The 17,440-nt window shown below is 64.8% G+C and carries 13 protein-coding genes; 7 read left to right on the top strand and 6 right to left on the bottom strand.

The window, feature by feature from the left end:
- Positions 1-65 precede the first annotated feature (65 nt).
- Positions 66-1,883, bottom strand: coding sequence for an adenine deaminase (gene ade, locus NE591_RS08370; protein ID WP_256156573.1), 1,818 nt, complete (start codon positions 1,881-1,883; stop codon positions 66-68).
- 310 nt (positions 1,884-2,193) lie between these two features.
- Between ade and NE591_RS08375 the strand changes: the two genes are divergently transcribed.
- Positions 2,194-3,339: an aldo/keto reductase gene (locus NE591_RS08375; protein WP_256156574.1), complete on the top strand. Its 1,146-nt coding sequence runs from the start codon at positions 2,194-2,196 to the stop codon at positions 3,337-3,339.
- Between the two features lie 164 nt (positions 3,340-3,503).
- On the opposite strand, the gene NE591_RS08380 is transcribed toward NE591_RS08375, so the two are convergent.
- A complete protein-coding gene (locus NE591_RS08380) occupies positions 3,504-4,415 on the bottom strand; it encodes a LysR family transcriptional regulator (protein WP_161127632.1) in 912 nt (303 codons plus the stop codon).
- Between the two features lie 197 nt (positions 4,416-4,612).
- Between NE591_RS08380 and NE591_RS08385 the strand changes: the two genes are divergently transcribed.
- The 3 genes from NE591_RS08385 to NE591_RS08395 are packed head-to-tail and all read left to right on the top strand — an operon-like array spanning position 4,613 to position 9,010.
- On the top strand, positions 4,613-7,507 hold the full coding sequence (locus NE591_RS08385) for a molybdopterin-dependent oxidoreductase (protein ID WP_256156575.1): 2,895 nt from the start codon (positions 4,613-4,615) through the stop codon (positions 7,505-7,507).
- 3 nt (positions 7,508-7,510) lie between these two features.
- Positions 7,511-8,086: a 4Fe-4S dicluster domain-containing protein gene (locus NE591_RS08390; RefSeq protein ID WP_256156576.1), complete on the top strand. Its 576-nt coding sequence runs from the start codon at positions 7,511-7,513 to the stop codon at positions 8,084-8,086.
- Between the two features lie 60 nt (positions 8,087-8,146).
- A complete protein-coding gene (locus NE591_RS08395; protein WP_157012023.1) occupies positions 8,147-9,010 on the top strand; it encodes a molecular chaperone in 864 nt (287 codons plus the stop codon).
- A gap of 15 nt (positions 9,011-9,025) precedes the next feature.
- Here the strand turns inward: NE591_RS08395 and NE591_RS08400 are convergent, their stop codons facing one another.
- Together NE591_RS08400 and NE591_RS08405 are read right to left on the bottom strand one after the other, a co-directional pair.
- Entirely contained in the window at positions 9,026-10,327 is a 1,302-nt protein-coding gene (locus NE591_RS08400) for an ATP-binding protein (protein ID WP_157012021.1), read from the bottom strand.
- A gap of 154 nt (positions 10,328-10,481) precedes the next feature.
- Positions 10,482-10,718, bottom strand: a complete 237-nt coding sequence (locus NE591_RS08405) for a hypothetical protein (protein ID WP_114539576.1) — start codon at positions 10,716-10,718, stop codon at positions 10,482-10,484.
- 212 nt (positions 10,719-10,930) lie between these two features.
- On the opposite strand from NE591_RS08405, the gene NE591_RS08410 reads away from it, so the two are divergent.
- Both NE591_RS08410 and NE591_RS08415 read left to right on the top strand, forming a co-directional pair.
- Entirely contained in the window at positions 10,931-11,485 is a 555-nt protein-coding gene (locus NE591_RS08410) for a DJ-1 family glyoxalase III (protein ID WP_173112133.1), read from the top strand.
- A gap of 292 nt (positions 11,486-11,777) precedes the next feature.
- On the top strand, positions 11,778-13,493 hold the full coding sequence (locus NE591_RS08415; protein ID WP_114539578.1) for an FAD-binding protein: 1,716 nt from the start codon (positions 11,778-11,780) through the stop codon (positions 13,491-13,493).
- 99 nt (positions 13,494-13,592) lie between these two features.
- Here the strand turns inward: NE591_RS08415 and NE591_RS16275 are convergent, their stop codons facing one another.
- Together NE591_RS16275 and NE591_RS08425 are read right to left on the bottom strand one after the other, a co-directional pair.
- Entirely contained in the window at positions 13,593-15,212 is a 1,620-nt protein-coding gene (locus NE591_RS16275; RefSeq protein WP_114539579.1) for a response regulator transcription factor, read from the bottom strand.
- 48 nt (positions 15,213-15,260) lie between these two features.
- Positions 15,261-16,364 (bottom strand): endonuclease/exonuclease/phosphatase family protein, encoded by a 1,104-nt coding sequence (locus NE591_RS08425; protein WP_173112136.1) that lies wholly within the window; start codon positions 16,362-16,364, stop codon positions 15,261-15,263.
- A 320-nt stretch (positions 16,365-16,684) separates the two neighbouring features.
- Between NE591_RS08425 and NE591_RS08430 the strand changes: the two genes are divergently transcribed.
- The gene (locus tag NE591_RS08430) at positions 16,685-17,323 is read left to right on the top strand and encodes a TetR/AcrR family transcriptional regulator (protein ID WP_114539581.1); all 639 of its coding nucleotides are present in this window, start codon (positions 16,685-16,687) and stop codon (positions 17,321-17,323) included.
- Positions 17,324-17,440 lie beyond the last annotated feature (117 nt).

Raw genomic sequence — 17,440 nt, forward strand, 5'->3', positions numbered from 1 at the left:
AAGAGGGACGGCCCCAGTAAAGAGGAGCCGCCCTGCGTCGCATGGGGCAATGGCACGTTGCGCGGCTAGTTTTCGTCCACCACCAAATCGACGAATTGGAAGGTGGTGCAGTCCACGAGCCCCCGGTTCGTGAGGCGCAGCTCCGGCAGACAGGCGAGCGGGATGAGCGCCATGGTCATGAAGGGGGAGGGCATGGTACAGCCGATCTCGGCCCAGGTCTTTTCCAGATGATGCACCTTCTCGCTCATAGCGGGGGCGTCCAGGTCGTTCATGAGGCCGGCGATGGGCAGCTCCACGAGGCCGAGCACCTCGCCGTCGGCCACGACGACCATGCCGCCGCCCACCTCGGCGAGCGTATTGGCCGCCAGCGCCATGTCCGCATCGTTGGTGCCCACTACGAGCAGGTTGTGGGCGTCGTGGGCCACCGTGGAGGCCATGGCACCGCGCTTGATGCCGAAGCCCTTGGTGAACCCGACGCCGAAGGTGCCCGTCTCGTGGTGGCGCTCGAAGACGAAGGTCTTCAGCACGTCCTGGTCAAGATCGCTTTCCAGGGCGCCGTCCGTCACGGTGAGCGCGGCGCGAACCTCGCGGTCGGGCACCGATCCGGGCAGCACTTCGATGACGCGCACGCATACCGCGTCACCCTCGGCGGCGTCGGTGGGTGCTTCCACGCGGAACGTCTCGGGTGCGATGGCGCGCCCCAGGTGCATGGAGTGGGTCACCCACGCCGGGTATTCGAAAGGCGGAAGCGGGAAGGTGCACGCGCCGTTTTCGGCCACGACCTCGCCGTCGATGAGAACGCGGATGACGTTCAAATCCTCTAGGCTGTCCAGAAACACGATGTCGGCGCACTTGCCCGGTGTGATGGAGCCCAGCTCGTTGTCCATACGGAAGCAGGTGGCGGTGTTGATGGTCATCATCTGGATGGCGCGCACCGCGTCGATGCCGCATTCCACGGCCTTACGCAGGATGTAGTCGAGGTGCCCGTTGGCCACGAGCGTGTGCGGGTGCGTGTCGTCGGAGATGAGGTTCGCGAAGCGCGTGTCGATGTCAGTTTCGGTGATGGCGGCCGCCAGGTTCGGCAGGTCGAGCCAGGCCGAGCCGTAGCGCAGCTGCGCGTACTGCCCGAGGCGCATCTTGGCCAGCGCGTCCTCGGCGCGGGTCGACTCGTGGCAGCAGCGCACGCCGCTGGCGACGTAGGCGTTCAGCCCCTGGTCGGTCTCGGGGATGGAGTAGTGGCCTGTGACCACCTTGTCGGCGGCGAGGGTGGCGGCCAGCTCGCCGTGGGCGTGATCGGTGCCCGCCAGCACGCCGGGGAAGTTCATCATCTCGCCGAGGCCCACCACGCCGTCCCAGGTCATGGAATCCGCGATCTCGGCGGGGCCCACGGCGGCGCCGGTGTCCTCGAAGCCGGGCACGGCCGGCACGCAGGAAGGCGTCGTCACCATGGCCTTCAGCGGCGTGCGCGCAGCGTCCTCCATCATCACCTGCACCCCTTCAAGGCCGAGCACATTGCACACCTCGTGGGGGTCCCAGTAAATGCCCACCGTGCCGTGGGGGATAACGGCCCGGGCGTACTCGCCGGCGCCGATCATGGAGGACTCCACGTGGATGTGCCCGTCCAGAAAGCCCGGGGCAATCACCTGGCCGATGGCGTCAATGACGCGGGTGTTCTCGCCGATGCAATGGGCGGCGCTTTGCCCCACATAGGCGATGCGACCCTCCGCGATGGCCACGTCGATGTCGTCTTGCACTTCGGCCGTGCACACGTTCACGAGCCGCGCGCCCGTGATCACGGTGTCGGCGGGTTGGCGTCCCTGGGCCACGGCGGCCAGGGTTTGCGTGCACTCCCAAAACGGTTTCTTGCAGAAATGGTTCAGCATGGGCGCCTCCTTCAGCGCTAGATGAATGGCCGGCGTGCGCGGGCGTCGGCGTAGGCGAGCGGCCAGATGAGCGGCCGAAATGCCTGTCTGCGGCCGCAGCCGGCCTGATGGCGCCAGTGTACGCCCGTCGTCTTCCGGGAAGGTGTCAATGGCCGAGAATGCAGAAGGGCTTCACGGAGTTCCCTTTCCTTGGAGTTAGCTCTAAATGCTTTAATGGGGGAAGCGGGGAATGAGAAGGTCGCGATAAGGCAAGATGATCGAAGAAGAACGTCGCGGCAGCATAGGGTTTGCGAAGAAGAGAGGACGTGCCATGGAGTATCGGAAATTGGGCCGCACGGGCCTGAAGGCGAGTGTTATCGGGTTCGGCGCCGAGTGGATCGGCAAGATGGAGCAGGCCGAGGTGAACGCCATGGCCGCCCGGGGCGCCGCGGCCGGCGTGAACATCGTGGACTGCTGGATGAGCGACCCGGCGGTGCGTTCGGCCCTCGGCGAGGCGCTTGAGCCGACGCGCGATCAGTGGATCATCCAGGGCCACATCGGCAGTACCTGGCAGGACGGCCAGTACGTGCGCACCCGCGAGCTGAACCACGTGCGCCCGGCCTTCGAGGACTTGCTGGCGCGCCTGCGCACCGACCACGTCGAACTGGGCATGATCCACTACGTGGACGCCTGCGACGAGTTCCGCGCCATCATGGACGGCCCCTTCATCGAATACGTGCGCGAACTTCTGGCTGCGGGCAAGATCGGGCACATCGGCCTTTCCACCCACAATCCCGAAGTGGCGCTGCTCGCCTGTGACGAGCCGGAGATCGAGGTCATCATGTTCTCGCTGAACCCGGCCTTCGACATGATGCCGGCTTCCGAGGATTTGGAAGATCTGTTCGGCGACTACGAGAACGTGGCCGGCGATGGCATCGAACCCGTGCGCGCTCGCCTGTACGCCCGGGCCGAGGAGAAGGATGTGGCCCTCACGGTGATGAAGGGCTACGCGGGCGGGCGCCTGCTTTCCGCCGACGCGTCGCCCTTCGGGGTGGCGCTCACGCCGGTGCAGTGCATCCATTACGCGCTGACCCGCCCGGCGGTGGCGAGCGTCATGGTGGGTGTGGAAACCGTGGAGCAGTTGGAAGAGGCCCTGGCCTACGAGCGCGCCACCGCCGCCGAGCGCGACTACGCGAGCGTGCTGGCCGGGGCACCCAAGCACGCCTACATGGGCCAGTGCACCTACTGCGGCCACTGCGCGCCGTGCACCGTGGGCATCAACATCGCGCTTTCCAACAAGTTCGCCGACCTGGCCGAGATGGCGGGCGAGGTGCCCGCCTCGGTGGCGGCCCACTACAAGGCCATGGACGTCACGGCCGGCGCCTGCATCGCCTGCGGCGACTGCGAGCCCCGCTGTCCCTTCGACGTGCCCATCATCGAGCGCATGGAAGCCGCCGAGAAGCTGTTCGGCTGCTAAATGAGCCGGTGAGCTTCGGAGTTTTCTGCATTCGGGCGGGCTAATGCCACTTCGACGCAGAAATGGCCGATGGAAGGTGCCAGTTCGGGGCCGAAATGGTTGAAAATGCCAGTTCGACGCAGAAATGGCCGACGTTGGGAAAGCGCATCGCGCCATTTCTGCCCTCAACTGGCATCTGCCGGCGGATTTTCGAAATCGCGCTCGGCGCAGAGGCCCTTCAACGTATCCAAAAAAGCTTGGGCTTGGCGGGTGGGGAGGGTCTTGCGCCAGACGAGGCCCTGGGTGGATTCCAGGGTGGGGGACAGCGGTACGAAAGCCAAGTCGTTCAGCTCGTTGGCCTCGAACAGGCCGCGATAGGTGAACGCGCTGCCGATGCCCTGCCGCACGAGGAACTTGGCGTTCAGTGGCAGGTTGTAGGTGGCGCGCACGTCCATCTCGTCGGCCAAGTCTCCCAGCCATTGGCCGAGCACGCCCACCTTCACGCCTTGGCGCGAGCTGATGAGCGGCTGGTCCAGCAGGTCCTCGGGCATGACGGCCGCCTTTGCTGCCAGGGGGTTGTCGCGGCGGACAAGGAGACCCCACGTGTCGGTGTGGGGTAGGCGCAAGGTGTGCATGTCCACATGGCTGCGCAGCTCGCATTCCAGAAGGAAGTCGTAGAAGCCGCGGACGAAGTTGTCCATGAGGTCGGCCGAGGTGCCGCTGTACAGCTCGAAGGTGATGCCGGGGTAGGCGGCGCTCGTGCGCTTCATGGCCTCGGCGACAAGCTCCATGGCCTGGGTCTCGCCGGCGGCGATGTGCACCTTACCGGCGATGGAATGGGTGGGAAGGGCGATCTCCTCCTCGGCCTTGTCAGCCAAAGCGAGGATGGACTCGGCGTAGCGGCGCAGGATGACGCCCTGCTCGGTGAGCTCGATGCCTTTGCGGTTGCGCTGATACAGAAGGTGCCCCAGCTCGTCTTCCAAAGCGGCCAGCTGGCGCGAGAGCGTCGGCTGGGTGACGTGCAATGACTTGGCCGCCGCGGTGATGGAGCCCTCGCGGACGACGGTGACGAAATAGCGGAGCGTTCTCAGTTCCATGGTTCCCCCTTCGATTCCCCGGCCTGCTCGGATGTCGTGTCGCCGACGTCTATTGCGCCAGGCGAGATCGGGTCTAGCACATCCTGCATGCCTTTCAAGCATTTACAAGATTACAATATAAGCATTACCTATGGAAGGGGTGCCCTCCGTATGATTCGAGCTGTCAGAGAAGACACGAGAAGAGGAGGGTGATGTTCATGGCTCTGTTGGACAAGGGCATGAAGCGTCGCGATTTCTTGAAGGCGTCCGCCGCCGCTGCGGCCGCCACGGCGGCGGCCGGGCTTGCGGGCTGCGCGCCGAGCACGGCCACCGACATGGCCGAGACCGGCGGCAACACCGGTGCGACGACCCATCAGGTGGCCAGCGACGCCGCCATCATCGAGGGCAAGGGCGAGTGGATGCCCATCCATTGCCACCAGAACTGCAACCAGATGTGCCTGAACATGGGGTATGTGGTGGACGGCGTCGTGGTGCGCCAGAAGACCGACGACTCCCATGCCGACAGCTTCGACTGTCCCCAGCAGCGCGGCTGCCTGCGCGGGCGCTCGCTGCGCCAGCAGGTGTACAACGCCGACCGCATCAAGTACCCCATGAAGCGCAAGAGCTGGCAGCCCGGTGGCGGCGAGGCCGCCCACGGCGAGCTGCGCGGCAAGGACGAGTGGGAGCGCATCAGCTGGGACGAGGCGCTGACCTACGTGACCGACGAGCTGAAGCGCGTCTACGCGCAGTACGGCCAGGACGCCGTCATCTGCAACGGCTGGCGCTGGGCCCCCGGCTCCGCCATGTTCCCGGTCATTGGCGGCGCGGTGTACAACACCGAGTGCGAGTCCTTCGGCTGCTGGGCCTTCCAAACGGAAGCGCTGGGCATGTACTCCCACGGCGATCATCCCGACCTCATGATGGCGCCGGACAAGTACGACCTGCCCAACGCCGACACCATCGTGCTGTACGGCTGCAATCCGGCCTGGTCGCAGCACTCCTCCATGTACTGGCTGAAGAACGCCCAGAAGGCCGGGGTCAACTTCGTGTTCGTCGGCCCCGACTACAACGCCACCGCCGCCGCCATGGACGCCCGCTGGATCCGCGTGCGCCCCGGCACCGATACGGCCTTCCTGCTGGCAGTGGCCTACGAGATGGTGCGGCTCGACGAGGAGCGCGGCGACATCATCGATTGGGACTTCGTGAACGAGCGCACCGTGGGCTTCACGCCGGAGACCATGCCCGCCGACGCCACCACCGACGAGAACTTCCGCGACTACCTTCTGGGCGCCTACGACAACACGCCGAAGACGCCGGAATGGGCGACGGAGATCTGCGGCACGCCGGTTGAGGACATTACCTGGTACGCCGAGATGGCCGGCAAGAACAACGCCGTCATGTTCCTGCACAGCTACGCCGCCTCTCGCTACCTGGGCGCCGAGAACCTCTCCCAGGCCTTCATGACGGTGTCGGCCTTGGGCGGGCACTTCGGCAAGAGCGGCCATGGTTCGGCGGCCATCTACACGTGGGATGCGGGCGACTCGGGCTACCGGCTCATCCAGCACGTCGGCGGCGACTACGGCTATGTGGACAACCTGGTGGGCAGCCCCGCCGCCACGGGCCCCAACCGCAACATCGAGGGCAATTCCTGGTGGAGCTCGCTTGCCGACGGCAAGTACCTGTCCTCCTCGGAGGGCCCCTACGACCTTGGCTCCAGCGACGTGGTGGGCGACCCGACGAAGCTGCGCGCCAACACGCCGGTCTACCACGAGGCCCGCGAGATGCCGGTGAACCCGCGCATGCTTGTGCAGACAAACTCGAACTTCATGCAGACGCGCGGCAACCTCGCCACGGCCATCAAGGTCATGCGCGCGGCCGACACTTGCGTGTCCTTCGAGATCAAGTTCTCGCTCACGGCCCAGTTCGCCGACATCATCCTGCCGGTGTGCACCCACTGGGAGGGCAACGACGACGAGTCTTGGGGCGAGCTGTCCTGGCCGAGCCCGTTTGGCGACGGCAACGGCCAGAAGCAGCGCAAGGACGCCCTGCTTGCTTGGAAGCCCCTGGTGAAGCCGATGTACGAGGCCCGCGAGGAGAAGCGCGTCTTCCGCGAGATCATCGAGCGCATGGGGTATAACCCCGACGACGCCTACCCGAAGAGCAACTACGACCAGTGGCTTGGCTACTTCCTCGGCATGCGCGTGCTGAATGAGGACGCGACGAAGTGGGAGCCGGTCATCACCTGGACCGAGGCCGACAACGAGAAGTACCACGCGAGCTACCCGGCCCAGGAGGGCAAGGTCGCCTTCGACCAGTTCATGGCCGACGGAAGCTATGTGGTTGAGCGCTCGGAGGGCGATCCGCGCAACTACGTGGGCTACCGCGACGACAAGCTGGGAATCGGCGAGGACGGCGAGTCGGTCGTCGTGGCCGACCCGGCCTGGCCGCGCCCGTCGGTGTCGGGCAAACTGGAGATCTACTGCCAGTACAAGGCCGACAACGTGAACCGCATCGGTCTGAACGATACGCCCATCAAGCCCTACGCGAACTACTTCGTGCCGCGCCGCGGCTACCAGGAGACGTTTGCCAACTGGGAGGCCAAGGAGAAGGGCGCTTACCCGCTGCAGGCCTACACGCCGCACTACATGCGCCGCGCCCACACCTGCTACGACAACATGACCTGGACCCAGGAGGCCTTCCGCAACCCAGTGTTCATGAGCGTGGAAGACGCCGAGGCCCGCGGCATCAAAGCCGGCGACACGGTGCGCTGCTTCAACGACTTCGGCAGCATGCTGAGAATCGCCCAGCCCATGCAGGGCTACATGCCCGGCGTGGTGGGCATTCCCCACGGCGTGCACTCGGTGTTCGACGAGTCCGACCCCGAGAACATCATCGACCGCGGCGGGAGCGAGCAGATGCTCTCCGACGGCCTGCAGTCGAACTACTTCCCCCAGGTGGACGGGTACAACAGCCTGCTCATCGAGATTGAGAAGTACGACGGCGAGCCGTTGGTGGAAGACTTCGAGCGCGGGCCGTTTCTGGCCGCGGGTATAGACGACGAGGGCACGGCCGCCTATGTGGTGCCCGGTGCCGACAACGGACAGGAGGCTTAAATCATGAGCTTGGGATTTTACGTTGACCTGGCCAGCTGCATCGGCTGCAAGACCTGCCAGGTGGCCTGCAAGGACCGTCGCGACATCCAGGTGGCGGGCCCCCGCCTGCGCCGGGTGGACACCTTCGAATGCGGGACGTACCCGGAGGTGGCGATGTTCCACCTGAACCTCTCCTGCAACCATTGCGAAAGCCCCGCCTGCGTGGCGAATTGCCCCACGGGCGCCATGTACAAGGACGACGACGGCACCGTGCAGCACGATGACGAGGCCTGCATCGGCTGCCAGACCTGCGTGAACAGCTGCCCCTACGGCGCGCCTCAGTTTATTGAGGAGGACAAGATCGTCCAGAAGTGCGATACCTGCCGTGCTCTGCGCGAGGCCGGCCATGCGCCGGTGTGCGTCGAGGCCTGCCCCATGCGCGCCATCGAGTTTGGCGAAATGGACGATTTGCGCGCCGCCCATCCCGATGCGGTGAGCGAGCTGCCCTGCACGGAGCCGGCCGCCACGACGACCCCCAACATCCTCATCGGCGCCAGCCGCGGGGCCCTGCTCGAGGACTTCAACCCGGTCGTTCTGTAAACGCGAATGCTGCTGGGGCGGTCGGTGCGGCCGCCCCTTTTGCTAGAGGAGGGAGCCATCATGACCGATGTCGTCAACATGCGTCGCGAGTCCATCGACCTGGAGGCGCTGCTTCTGTCGCGCGCCTACCTGTACATGCTGTTCCACAAGCTGTTCGGCGGTACGCCGGATGCGGCCATGGTGGCATGCGTGCTGTCGGAGACCACGCGTGACGTGGTGGAGGAGTACGCCGGCGACGACCCCTCCATGAAGGGCCTCGGGCGCTTTTTGGAGAACCTCGGCGAGTGCGTCGATGGCGCGGTGCTGACCGAGCAGGCCCGCGACGAGTACACGCGCCTGTTCATCGGTCCGGGTGAAGTGCCCTGCCAGCCGATGGAATCGCCCTACCGCACGAAGGACGCCGCCGTCTTCCAGGAGAACACTCTGGCCGTGCGTGCCATCTTTCGCGAGCGCGGGCTTCAACTTACGCGCCTCATGCGCATCCCCGATGACCATATCGCCACCATGTGCGGCTTTATGGCCCATGAGGCCGAGCGCTCCCTGGCGGAGCTGCGCGCGGGGAACGTGGGCGATCTGGCCGCGTCCCTGCGCGATGAGGAGGCCTTCGCGCGCGGCCATATGCTCACCTGGGTGGACGATTTCGCCCGCTGCGCGCGCCGCTCGAAGACGGCGGTGCTCTATCCGCAGATGATCGAGGCCCTGGCCGCCTTCGTTCGCAACGATGCCGTGCTGCTCTCCGAGGCCGCCTGCTGGGCCGAGGAGGCGCGCGATGCCTGCGGCGAGACGATCCCCGGGGGTCTCGGCGCTCTTCCGGGCAGCCCCGAAGCCGCCGCCTTCGCCGAGGTCTCCGACGCCCTGGCAGCCCTTGCCCGCCTGCGCCCCTTCGGCATCGAAGACCACGAGCTGGTGAGTATATCGGTCTAAAGAGCAGCCTCGTCGCTACAGCCAAAGCCCCGTGTTCCCCATCAGGTAGAGAGGGACGTTGGTGAGCCAGTCTTGCTCGCGGTAGTCGGAAAGCGAGAAGCGCCGGGCCTGAATTTCCGGGTACTTCTCCTTGAAGCTGCGCAGGCTCTTGGCGCGCAGGTTCTCCTCGGCTTTCACCTCGATGGCGTAGACGGCACCGGCCGACTGCACGAGGAAGTCCACTTCTCCCCGGGAGTTCTCGGCGGACCAGTAATAGGGGACAAGCCCACAGCTTGCTATAAGCTCTTGGCACGCGTACTGCTCGGTGAGCGCCCCTTTGAATTCCTCGAAAAGGGTGTTGCCTTCGATGATGCTCTTGCTGTCCAGTTCACTCATAGCGCCGAGCAGGCCCACGTCTAGCAGGAACACCTTAAAAGCGCTCGGATCTCGATAGGCCTTGAGGGGGATGCCTGGTTTGGATACGCGCGGCACCTGGTAGATAAGGCCGGCTTGCCTCAGCCACGTGAGGGCGCTCTCGAACTCCTTCGCCCGGGCGCCCTTCGCGAGGCGGCCGAAGATGAACTTCTTGTTCTCTTGGGATAGGTGAGCGACGACGGAGTCCCACACGGCGAAGACCCGTTCGGCCTCGCGGGGGGCGATGTGCTTGGAGAAGTCGCGCTCGTAGTCGGCGAGGATCCGCTTCTGAACGGCCCGTGCGTCATCGTAGCTCCTGCTGTCGAGAAACGCGCTGACTGCCTCGGGCATCCCCCCGACGAAATAGTAGGTTTTCAAAAGGGCGATCGCCCGTGATTTGAAGGCCTGGATGAGCGCCGGGTTCGGGTTCTGCAATGAGGCCAGGAACTGCTCTCCTTCGGCCGCTAAGGCGAACTCTTCGAAGGAAAGGGGGTAGAGGTCGAGTGCTTCCACCTTCCCCACGGGAAAGCCCGTCCCGCTTTGGAGAAGGATTCCCAGCAAAGAGCCAGCGGCTACGACCGAGAAACCACGCGGATCCTCATCGAAGTACTTGAGGGCCGTGAGCGCCTTGGGGTTTTCCTGGACTTTGTCGAACACGATGAGGGTCGAGTCGGGCTCGATGGTGACGCCGGTTTGCAGCTGGAGGCCGGCGATGAGAACGTCGATGTCGTACCCGGTGTCGAACAGCTCGCGCATGGCTGAGTTGTTGTCCATATTCACATAAGCGACGCTCTTGTAATGGCGCCTTCCGAATTCTTTGATGAGCCACGTCTTTCCCACCTGGCGAGCCCCGTTGATGATAAGGGGCTTCCTGCAAGGATTCTCGCGCCATGCTTCGAGATCACGCATGAGAAAACGTTCCATTGGCAGCCTCCTTGCTCAGTGCACGTTACAAGTATACAAAAACAAGGACGTAAAAGTGTCAAAACCCACACAAATCAGGACGTAATGGGAGATATTGCCATGGTGCTCCATCCGTCTCGGCGAGAGAGGCCCCGGGCGAGGCCGAGCAGATCAGCTAGCCGTTCCTCCGCTCCTGCTCCCACACGAAGCGAAGGTTGTCGGGGCCTTCTGCCCATTGGCGGGAGGAGAAGTCGAAGAGCAGCTCATAGGTGCGCGATGAGGCGAAGGCGTCCAGTGCATCATCGAAGGGAACGCCGGTGTCGTCGCACCAGTCTTCCAGCATGGTTCGCATCACCACAACGGCGCACGCTTCGCGCTGCTCGTCGGTCACGGCCTCTTCGTCAAATCCCATAGGGCTCGCTCCCCTCGAACGTAAGGCATTCGATGGAAGCGTAACTGCCGTGGTAGAGGGTGAGATCGTCTTTCAAAGCTAGCATAGCGAATACCCTTTTGCGGTAAGGTAGGTCTCGATGTTGTCGAGGGCTTGCGGGTTGAACTACAATGGGGCGCTGGACAGAGGCGCTCATTGCGGGGTGCTGGAAGGCTCTCTTGAAAGGACAAATTATGGCGAAATCGGCAGTGGTGTTTGTGGCGAACGGGTGCGAGCCCGTGGAGGTGGTGGCCCCGGTGGACGCGCTTCGGCGCGGCGGGGTGGACGTGGTGCTCGCTGCCGTGTCCGACGATCTGACCGTGCGGGCGGCCCAAGCGGTGACGCTTCAGGCCGATGCGCCGCTTTCCACCCTCGATCTGACGCAGTTCGATATTGCCATCGTGCCCGGCGGCTCGGTGGGCGTTGACAACCTGGGCAAGAGCCAACGTGTCGTGGCCGAGCTCACGCGCCGCATGGAAGCCGGCGAGTACGTGGCCGCCATCTGCGCCGGGCCCATGGTGCTCGCCAACGCGGGGCTGCTCACCGGGCGCAAGGCCGTGTGCTACCCGGGCTGCGAGGAAGGCTGGCCGGCCGACATCTACCAGGCGGGCAAGGACGTCTTCGTCGATGGAAACCTTATCACTGCCACGGGCCCCGGCACGGCGCTGTCCTTCGGCATCCAAATTTTGCGTTCGCTTGAAGGCGACAAGGTTGCCGATGAAGTGGCTTCGGGGATGCTGCTGAAATAACCATCGCATTGCCATTGCGCGACGAGGGTCGCGTAGCAACGGGCGAAGGGGCGGCGCAGGAAGCGCAACCCCTTCGCCCGTCGTGCGTTTCGAGTCGAAACCTTCTCACCCATTCTCGGGTATATTTCGCATTTTCCCAGGTAGTCAGTGGGTGAATACCCGAATGCGGGCGATGTGCGGCCTGCTGCATCCTGTTTAAGATACGTCCCGTTCGGTTCGCTTATGGGAGGGCCGGATGCGTACCGGTTCACGTAAGGGAGGGCCGGGCGCGAACCGTCTTTAGGAGGATGCAATGGAAACCAATCTTTCCCGTCGTGGATTTCTGACCGGTGCCGCCGCGGCCGGTGCCCTGGCCGCCATGGGCCTTGCGGGCTGCGCGCCGACCCCCGCGGCCGAGGGCGGCACGAAGACCGCCGACACCGGTGCTGCGGCCGCGACAAGCTGGCGCGACAAGCCGGAGATGCCCACGGAATTCGTGGAAACCGTTGACGCCGACATCGTGGTTGTGGGCGCGGGCAACGGGGGCCTTGTGGCCGCCACCACCGCCGCCCAGAACGGCGCGAAGGTGGTCGTGCTGGAGAAGGCCGGCGCCATCGCCGCCGCCCGCGAGGCCATCGGCGCTCTGAATTCCAAACTGGCCCCCGACCATCAGGAAGACGTGCCGACGCTTTTGAACCACGCCAACCAGACCCAGGCCGGCGACGCGAACATGCTCATGTACAAGACCTGGGCCGAGAAGTCCGGTGAGATGATCGAGTGGATGGCCGACACGCTGGGCCCCAAGGGCATGCTCTTCCCCTTCGAGTGGCACTGCCCCGACGACCCGCATGCCTACTATCCGGCCATGTGCTACAACCCCTGCCTCGATGAGTACAATCCGGACGGCCCGAACTACACTTCCTACACGCACCTCGAAGTCATGGCCGATGTGTTCACCACCGATCTCGGCGGCGAGATCCGCTTCGAAACGCCCGCACAGCAGCTCCTCATCGACGAGGCCGGCCGCGTGACCGGCGTGGTGGCCGAGGGCAAGGAGGGCTTTGTCCAGGTGAACGCCGCCAAGGGCGTCATCATCTGCACCGGCGGCTACGGCGCCAACAACGAGATGCTGGCCGATCTGGCTCCCGGCAACTCGGCCTGGTGCGCCCTGCGCGATTCGGTGACCGAGACCGGCGACGGCATCCGCATGGCGCTGTGGGCCGGCGCCGAGCTTGAGGCCGGCGGCGCCTGCATGATCTGGAACCGCGCCATTCTGCCCGACGGCTTCGAGTTCAACGAGGACCGCATGGGCGGCGACATCTTCCTGCCCGGCAGCCAGCCCTTCCTGCACGTGAACGTGAACGGCGAGCGCTTCATGAACGAGGATCAGTGCTATCCCATGAGCTACGCCGCCGGCGCGAACCAGCCGAAGCACTACAGCTGGATCGTCTGGGACGGCAACTACTGGGACGACATCGCCCAGTTCGACACCTGCGGCTGCTCTCGCTTGTACCCGGCGCCCTCCGGCACCGCCTTCAACGCTGATGTGTACGACTGCGAGGCCATGTCCAAGGAGCACCTGGACGAGTTCTGGCTGAATCCGCGCCTGGAGGCCGGCACGCTGAAGAAGGCCGACACCTTAGAGGCGCTCGCCGACATGATGGAGTTCGACGCCGACCAGAAGGCCACGTTCCTGGCCACGGTGGAGCGCTACAACGGCCTGGTGGCCGCAGGCGAGGACACCGACTTCGGCAAGCCGGCCTATCGCCTCTCCGACGTGGAGACCGCGCCCTTCTTTGCGGCGCGCATCGGCGGCGAGCTTCTGGTGACCATTCACGGCGTCATCACGGACGTGAACTCCCAGCCGCTCAAGAACGACGGCACGCCCATCGAGGGCCTGTACGTCTGCGGCAACGACCAGGGCGGCTTCTATCCGCACAACTACCCGAGCAACTTCACGGGCATCAACGCCGGCCGCACGGCCACCTTCGCCCGCATCGCCGCCAAGCACGCCTTGGGCGTGGAATAGGGCGACCGCTCGCTTTTCCCGAGCCTGCCAACCCTCCCTTCAGCAGGCGTTTTTCAGGGCTCCCCTTCGAGGGAGCCCATTTTTGCGTTTTGGCCAAAATCACTGTCGCACGAGGTCGATGAGCTCTTGGCGGGAGTGGACGCCCAGTTTTGCGTAGATATGCTTGGCGTGGGTGGCCGCCGTCTCGCGGCTGATGATGAGCTCGTCGCGGATGTAGGGGATGGAACGGCCCTGGGCGAGCAACGCGAGCACCTCGGTCTCGCGCGGCGTGAGGCCGCCGACGCGGGCGAGCTCGTCGATGCGCGCCGCGCCGTGCACCTCGCCAGATGCGTCGGCGGTTGGTGCGGTAGTGGGCGCCGGTGCATCCGGCTGAGGCTCACCGGGCTGGTCCATGGCATCGTGGGCATCCGGCGATTCGGTCACGAGGCCCTTCCCATGCGCGTGGGGCTGATCCTTTGCGGTCTCGGGGATGCGCAGGAATGTGGAGGTCTCGCCCATAACGGCCATAGTGACCGTCACGAGAACGACGATGCACCCCACGCTCACCGCGGTGAGCCCCGTCGGCTGCGCCAACATCAGCGGTTCGAGAACGATCCACAAAACGAGGCCGAGAAGGTCGCCCGCATGCACGAACAGCCATCCCAAGCTTGAGGCCTGGGCGGGGGTCGCGCGGCCGGCGGCGGCGTAGTTGGCGAAGTAGATCTGGGCGATCAGGCAGAAGGTGAAACGGCCTCCGAGCGATGCGGCCACGGCAACAAGGGCGCCGGCCTGCCCGAGCAGGATGACGGCCGCAAATCCGATGACCAGGGTGGGGCACATCCAGCGGTAGAGGAAGAACAGGGATATGCGGCGCGGTCCCGAAATGGCCATGGCCGCCACCACGGCCATCATGAGCGCGCTGAACAGCAGGATGGCTTGAAGGGGGATGCCCTCCACCCGCTCGGCGCTCATCATGCCCGCGATGCTCACGATGGAGAACACGACGAGGATGCCGAACCCCGTGCGCCCGAGCCCCGCCAAGGGGGAGCGCTGCTCGGTTGCGAAGCGATGGGCGGTTGCGAGCGCCTCTTCGGTGCGGGCGGCTTCTGGCGTCCACGCGAGATGGAAACAGAGGCCGGACAAAAGCGGCAGCGCCGCGGCGACGGCAACGGGCACCCAACCGTCCATGGCGGATACCAGAAGCACGATGACGGCGGCGGATACCGCGGAAACCGGCGCGAGCCATTCCGCTCGATCTCGGGGGATGACGGCGTAGTACTCGCCCCACATCGCCCACAGAAGTGCGCTTCCGATGCCCGTGGCCACGGCGCCGATGCCGAAGAGCGCAGCGTTAAGCCCCGGATCGGCGACGGAGACGAACATGAAAGGAGTGCTCGCGGCCGTAAGGGCGGGGGCGACGACGAAGAGGGGGCGATGGCTTGTGGGCGAGCCGATGCGCGGCTCGGCGAGCACGATGGCCGCCAGCGTCGCCACGGATGCGGCCAAGGGGAGCACGGCGTAGAAGAGCGCGGCGCCCATCGAGGAGGCTCCGGAGGACGCGCCAGCTGCAGCTTCGCCCGCATCCGGGATCGCATCCCCGCTCAGCACGCCGGCGGCGTTGGTGTAGAACACGCAGAACACCCAGGCGAGCAGAAACGCCCACCCCAACTGCCGCAGCGGCGCGACCTCTCGGCGCTCGCCGTTCTGCGGCGCCAGCCATATCGCGAAGCGTTCCTTCACGGCCCTCCCTTTCCAATCCTCCTCATTGTAACGCGAATGACGCGAAGGCTATCGCAGCTTGAAGGTCATGGCGACGGGGTTGTGGTCGGAGTAGGCGAAGTCCAGATCCACGGTGGAGCAGTCGAGGCATTCCACGTTGTCGGAGTAGATGAACGTGTCCATGACCCAGCGGTCGTTGGTGCCGTCGTAGGGGCGCCCGGCGTCGCGGCAGGTGGCGGCGTCGGGGAAGGCGGCGGTGCCCGTCTCATTGAGCTTCGCCTTGGCGGCCACCGTGAAGCCCTCTGGCACGCCAGCGAAGTCGTAGGGCTTCGCCCAGCTTTCCACAACCTGGGTTGCATTGCCGTACACCTCGCCGGAGACGCCGATCATGTCGTGGTTGTAGTCGCCGCCGGCGATGACGTAGTTGCCCGCCGCCCGCTCGGCCGTCATGTCCTCGTAGAGCTTCTCGCGCTGGGCCGCCATGATAGAGGCATCGGCTCCGTAGGCGGACAGATGCACGTTGAAGAGCACCAGCTCCGCGTCGCCTGCCGGCACCCGCACGATGGAGTAGCAGCGATCCAGGTCGAGGAACTTGCTAAAACTGTCTGAAATGGGGAGGCTCTTGCGCACCGGGTCGCTCACGGGCAGGCGCGAGAACGTGGCCAGACCCGCGCGGTTGGCGCCGTGAGGTGCGTAGAGGGGCCAGGCGAGGAAGGCCGAGTCGTAGTTCTGGCAGAACACCGACCAGTCGCTCGGAAACTGGGTGCGCAGAAGCTCGTACTCGTCGATGTGGTGGCTGCGGGTGCCGTCTATATCCACTTCTTGGAAGAGGACGAAATCCGGCGAGAGTGCGCGCAGGGCCTCGGCCGAGCCGAGAATGTCCTCGCGCACCACCTCGGGGCTTTCGGCCACCGATCCGCCTCCGCCGTCCATGAAGAAGTCGAAGTCGCGGTTGTAGGCGCCGAAGCCGAGGTTGGCCGTCACCACGGTGAACTCCTCATCAGCGGAAACGACCGGCGCAGCCTCGTCGGCGGCCAAAGGAGCGTCCACGGCGAGCGCCAGATTGTCGGGGAGTCGCTCGTAGGTGATCATGACGTAGGCGACGTAGGCGAGGGCCGCAGCCAGAAGCGCGCCGAGCAACGCGAGCAGAATCGTAATTATGCGTTTGGCCACAAAGGCTCCTTCGACGAGAGAGAAATCCATCTGGATCATTGTACTTCACGGCGATACACGGGCCATTGTGAAATACCGTAGCTTAACCCTATCGTTAGGCAGTCGCATTAGATGACTAAAAACTCACCATTGGATTTGAATCTGAACACTCTGTATCCAGATAATGACAGGGAGGTAACAGAGACCTGACGCGACAGCGACAAGCTAGAGGAAGCTATAAGGTACGCTCCATCGGATTGCACAGGCAGCAAGCATTCCCCTATGGCACCCATTCTTGCGGGTTTGTCGCCCGGGTGCGCTTAAGAGACAGGAGGTCCCTCATGCAGTCGAACAAGAAGAGCACTCGAGGTGTAGCGACGCGCGAGGTACTCCGCAGCAACGACACGGCCAAGCGCTCGGCGGAGATCGTTGTCGCCGCGCGCGAGCTGTACGAGGAGAAGGGCCTGGCCCGCACCTCCATCCAGGACATCACCAACCACGTGGGCGTGACGCGCTCGCTGTTCTACCACTACTTCCAGAACAAGGAAGAAGTGACGAGCGCCGTGCTCGACCAGTACATCACCGATTTTCTGGAGGCCATGCAGCACTGGCACGAGAGCCAGACGGCGCTGGCCACCGATGAGTCGCTGCACTCCATGGTGAAGATCATGCGCATGGTGCTGTTCGAGAAGAACACCTTCCGCATGGCCCTTTCCACCCAGGAGAATGCGGCGCTGTACCTGGATTTCCTCAACCGCTTCGCCGCCCAGGGCGCCGAGTTCATGGTGACGCACCCCATGGTGGAGCAGACGAAGTACGGCGAGCAGTCCGACCATCTGTACGAGACGTTCTACGTGCTCATCGTGGGACTGGTGAGCTATCTGCGCTCGCACCCGGATGTGGAGGACGAGGTGCTCATCGATGTGGTCACCCGCATGCTCAACATCCAGCAGGCCGAGGAGGCCCGCGAGCTCGCTTAATTCGGGGCTCCGCACTGCTTCTGGTTGGAAGGTCGGCGATCTTGCCGAGCTGCTCTGGCGCTCTCCGCGGCCGGATTCTGCGTCGCGCCGGCGTTGCGCGGCGGTATGGCGAATCGG

The sequence above is a fragment of the Adlercreutzia sp. DFI.6.23 genome, from assembly GCF_024462535.1.
GTDB lineage: Bacteria > Actinomycetota > Coriobacteriia > Coriobacteriales > Eggerthellaceae > Adlercreutzia > Adlercreutzia rubneri.

Excerpts from the sequence above, each read along its gene's own strand:
- ade (WP_256156573.1), bottom strand. The coding sequence starts at position 1,883 with ATGCTGAACCATTTCTGCAAGAAACCGTTTTGGGAGTGCACGCAAACC.
- NE591_RS08375 (WP_256156574.1), top strand. The coding sequence starts at position 2,194 with ATGGAGTATCGGAAATTGGGCCGCACGGGCCTGAAGGCGAGTGTTATC.
- NE591_RS08380 (WP_161127632.1), bottom strand. The coding sequence starts at position 4,415 with ATGGAACTGAGAACGCTCCGCTATTTCGTCACCGTCGTCCGCGAGGGC.
- NE591_RS08385 (WP_256156575.1), top strand. The coding sequence starts at position 4,613 with ATGGCTCTGTTGGACAAGGGCATGAAGCGTCGCGATTTCTTGAAGGCG.
- NE591_RS08390 (WP_256156576.1), top strand. The coding sequence starts at position 7,511 with ATGAGCTTGGGATTTTACGTTGACCTGGCCAGCTGCATCGGCTGCAAG.
- NE591_RS08395 (WP_157012023.1), top strand. The coding sequence starts at position 8,147 with ATGACCGATGTCGTCAACATGCGTCGCGAGTCCATCGACCTGGAGGCG.
- NE591_RS08400 (WP_157012021.1), bottom strand. The coding sequence starts at position 10,327 with ATGGAACGTTTTCTCATGCGTGATCTCGAAGCATGGCGCGAGAATCCT.
- NE591_RS08405 (WP_114539576.1), bottom strand. The coding sequence starts at position 10,718 with ATGGGATTTGACGAAGAGGCCGTGACCGACGAGCAGCGCGAAGCGTGC.
- NE591_RS08410 (WP_173112133.1), top strand. The coding sequence starts at position 10,931 with ATGGCGAAATCGGCAGTGGTGTTTGTGGCGAACGGGTGCGAGCCCGTG.
- NE591_RS08415 (WP_114539578.1), top strand. The coding sequence starts at position 11,778 with ATGGAAACCAATCTTTCCCGTCGTGGATTTCTGACCGGTGCCGCCGCG.
- NE591_RS08430 (WP_114539581.1), top strand. The coding sequence starts at position 16,685 with ATGCAGTCGAACAAGAAGAGCACTCGAGGTGTAGCGACGCGCGAGGTA.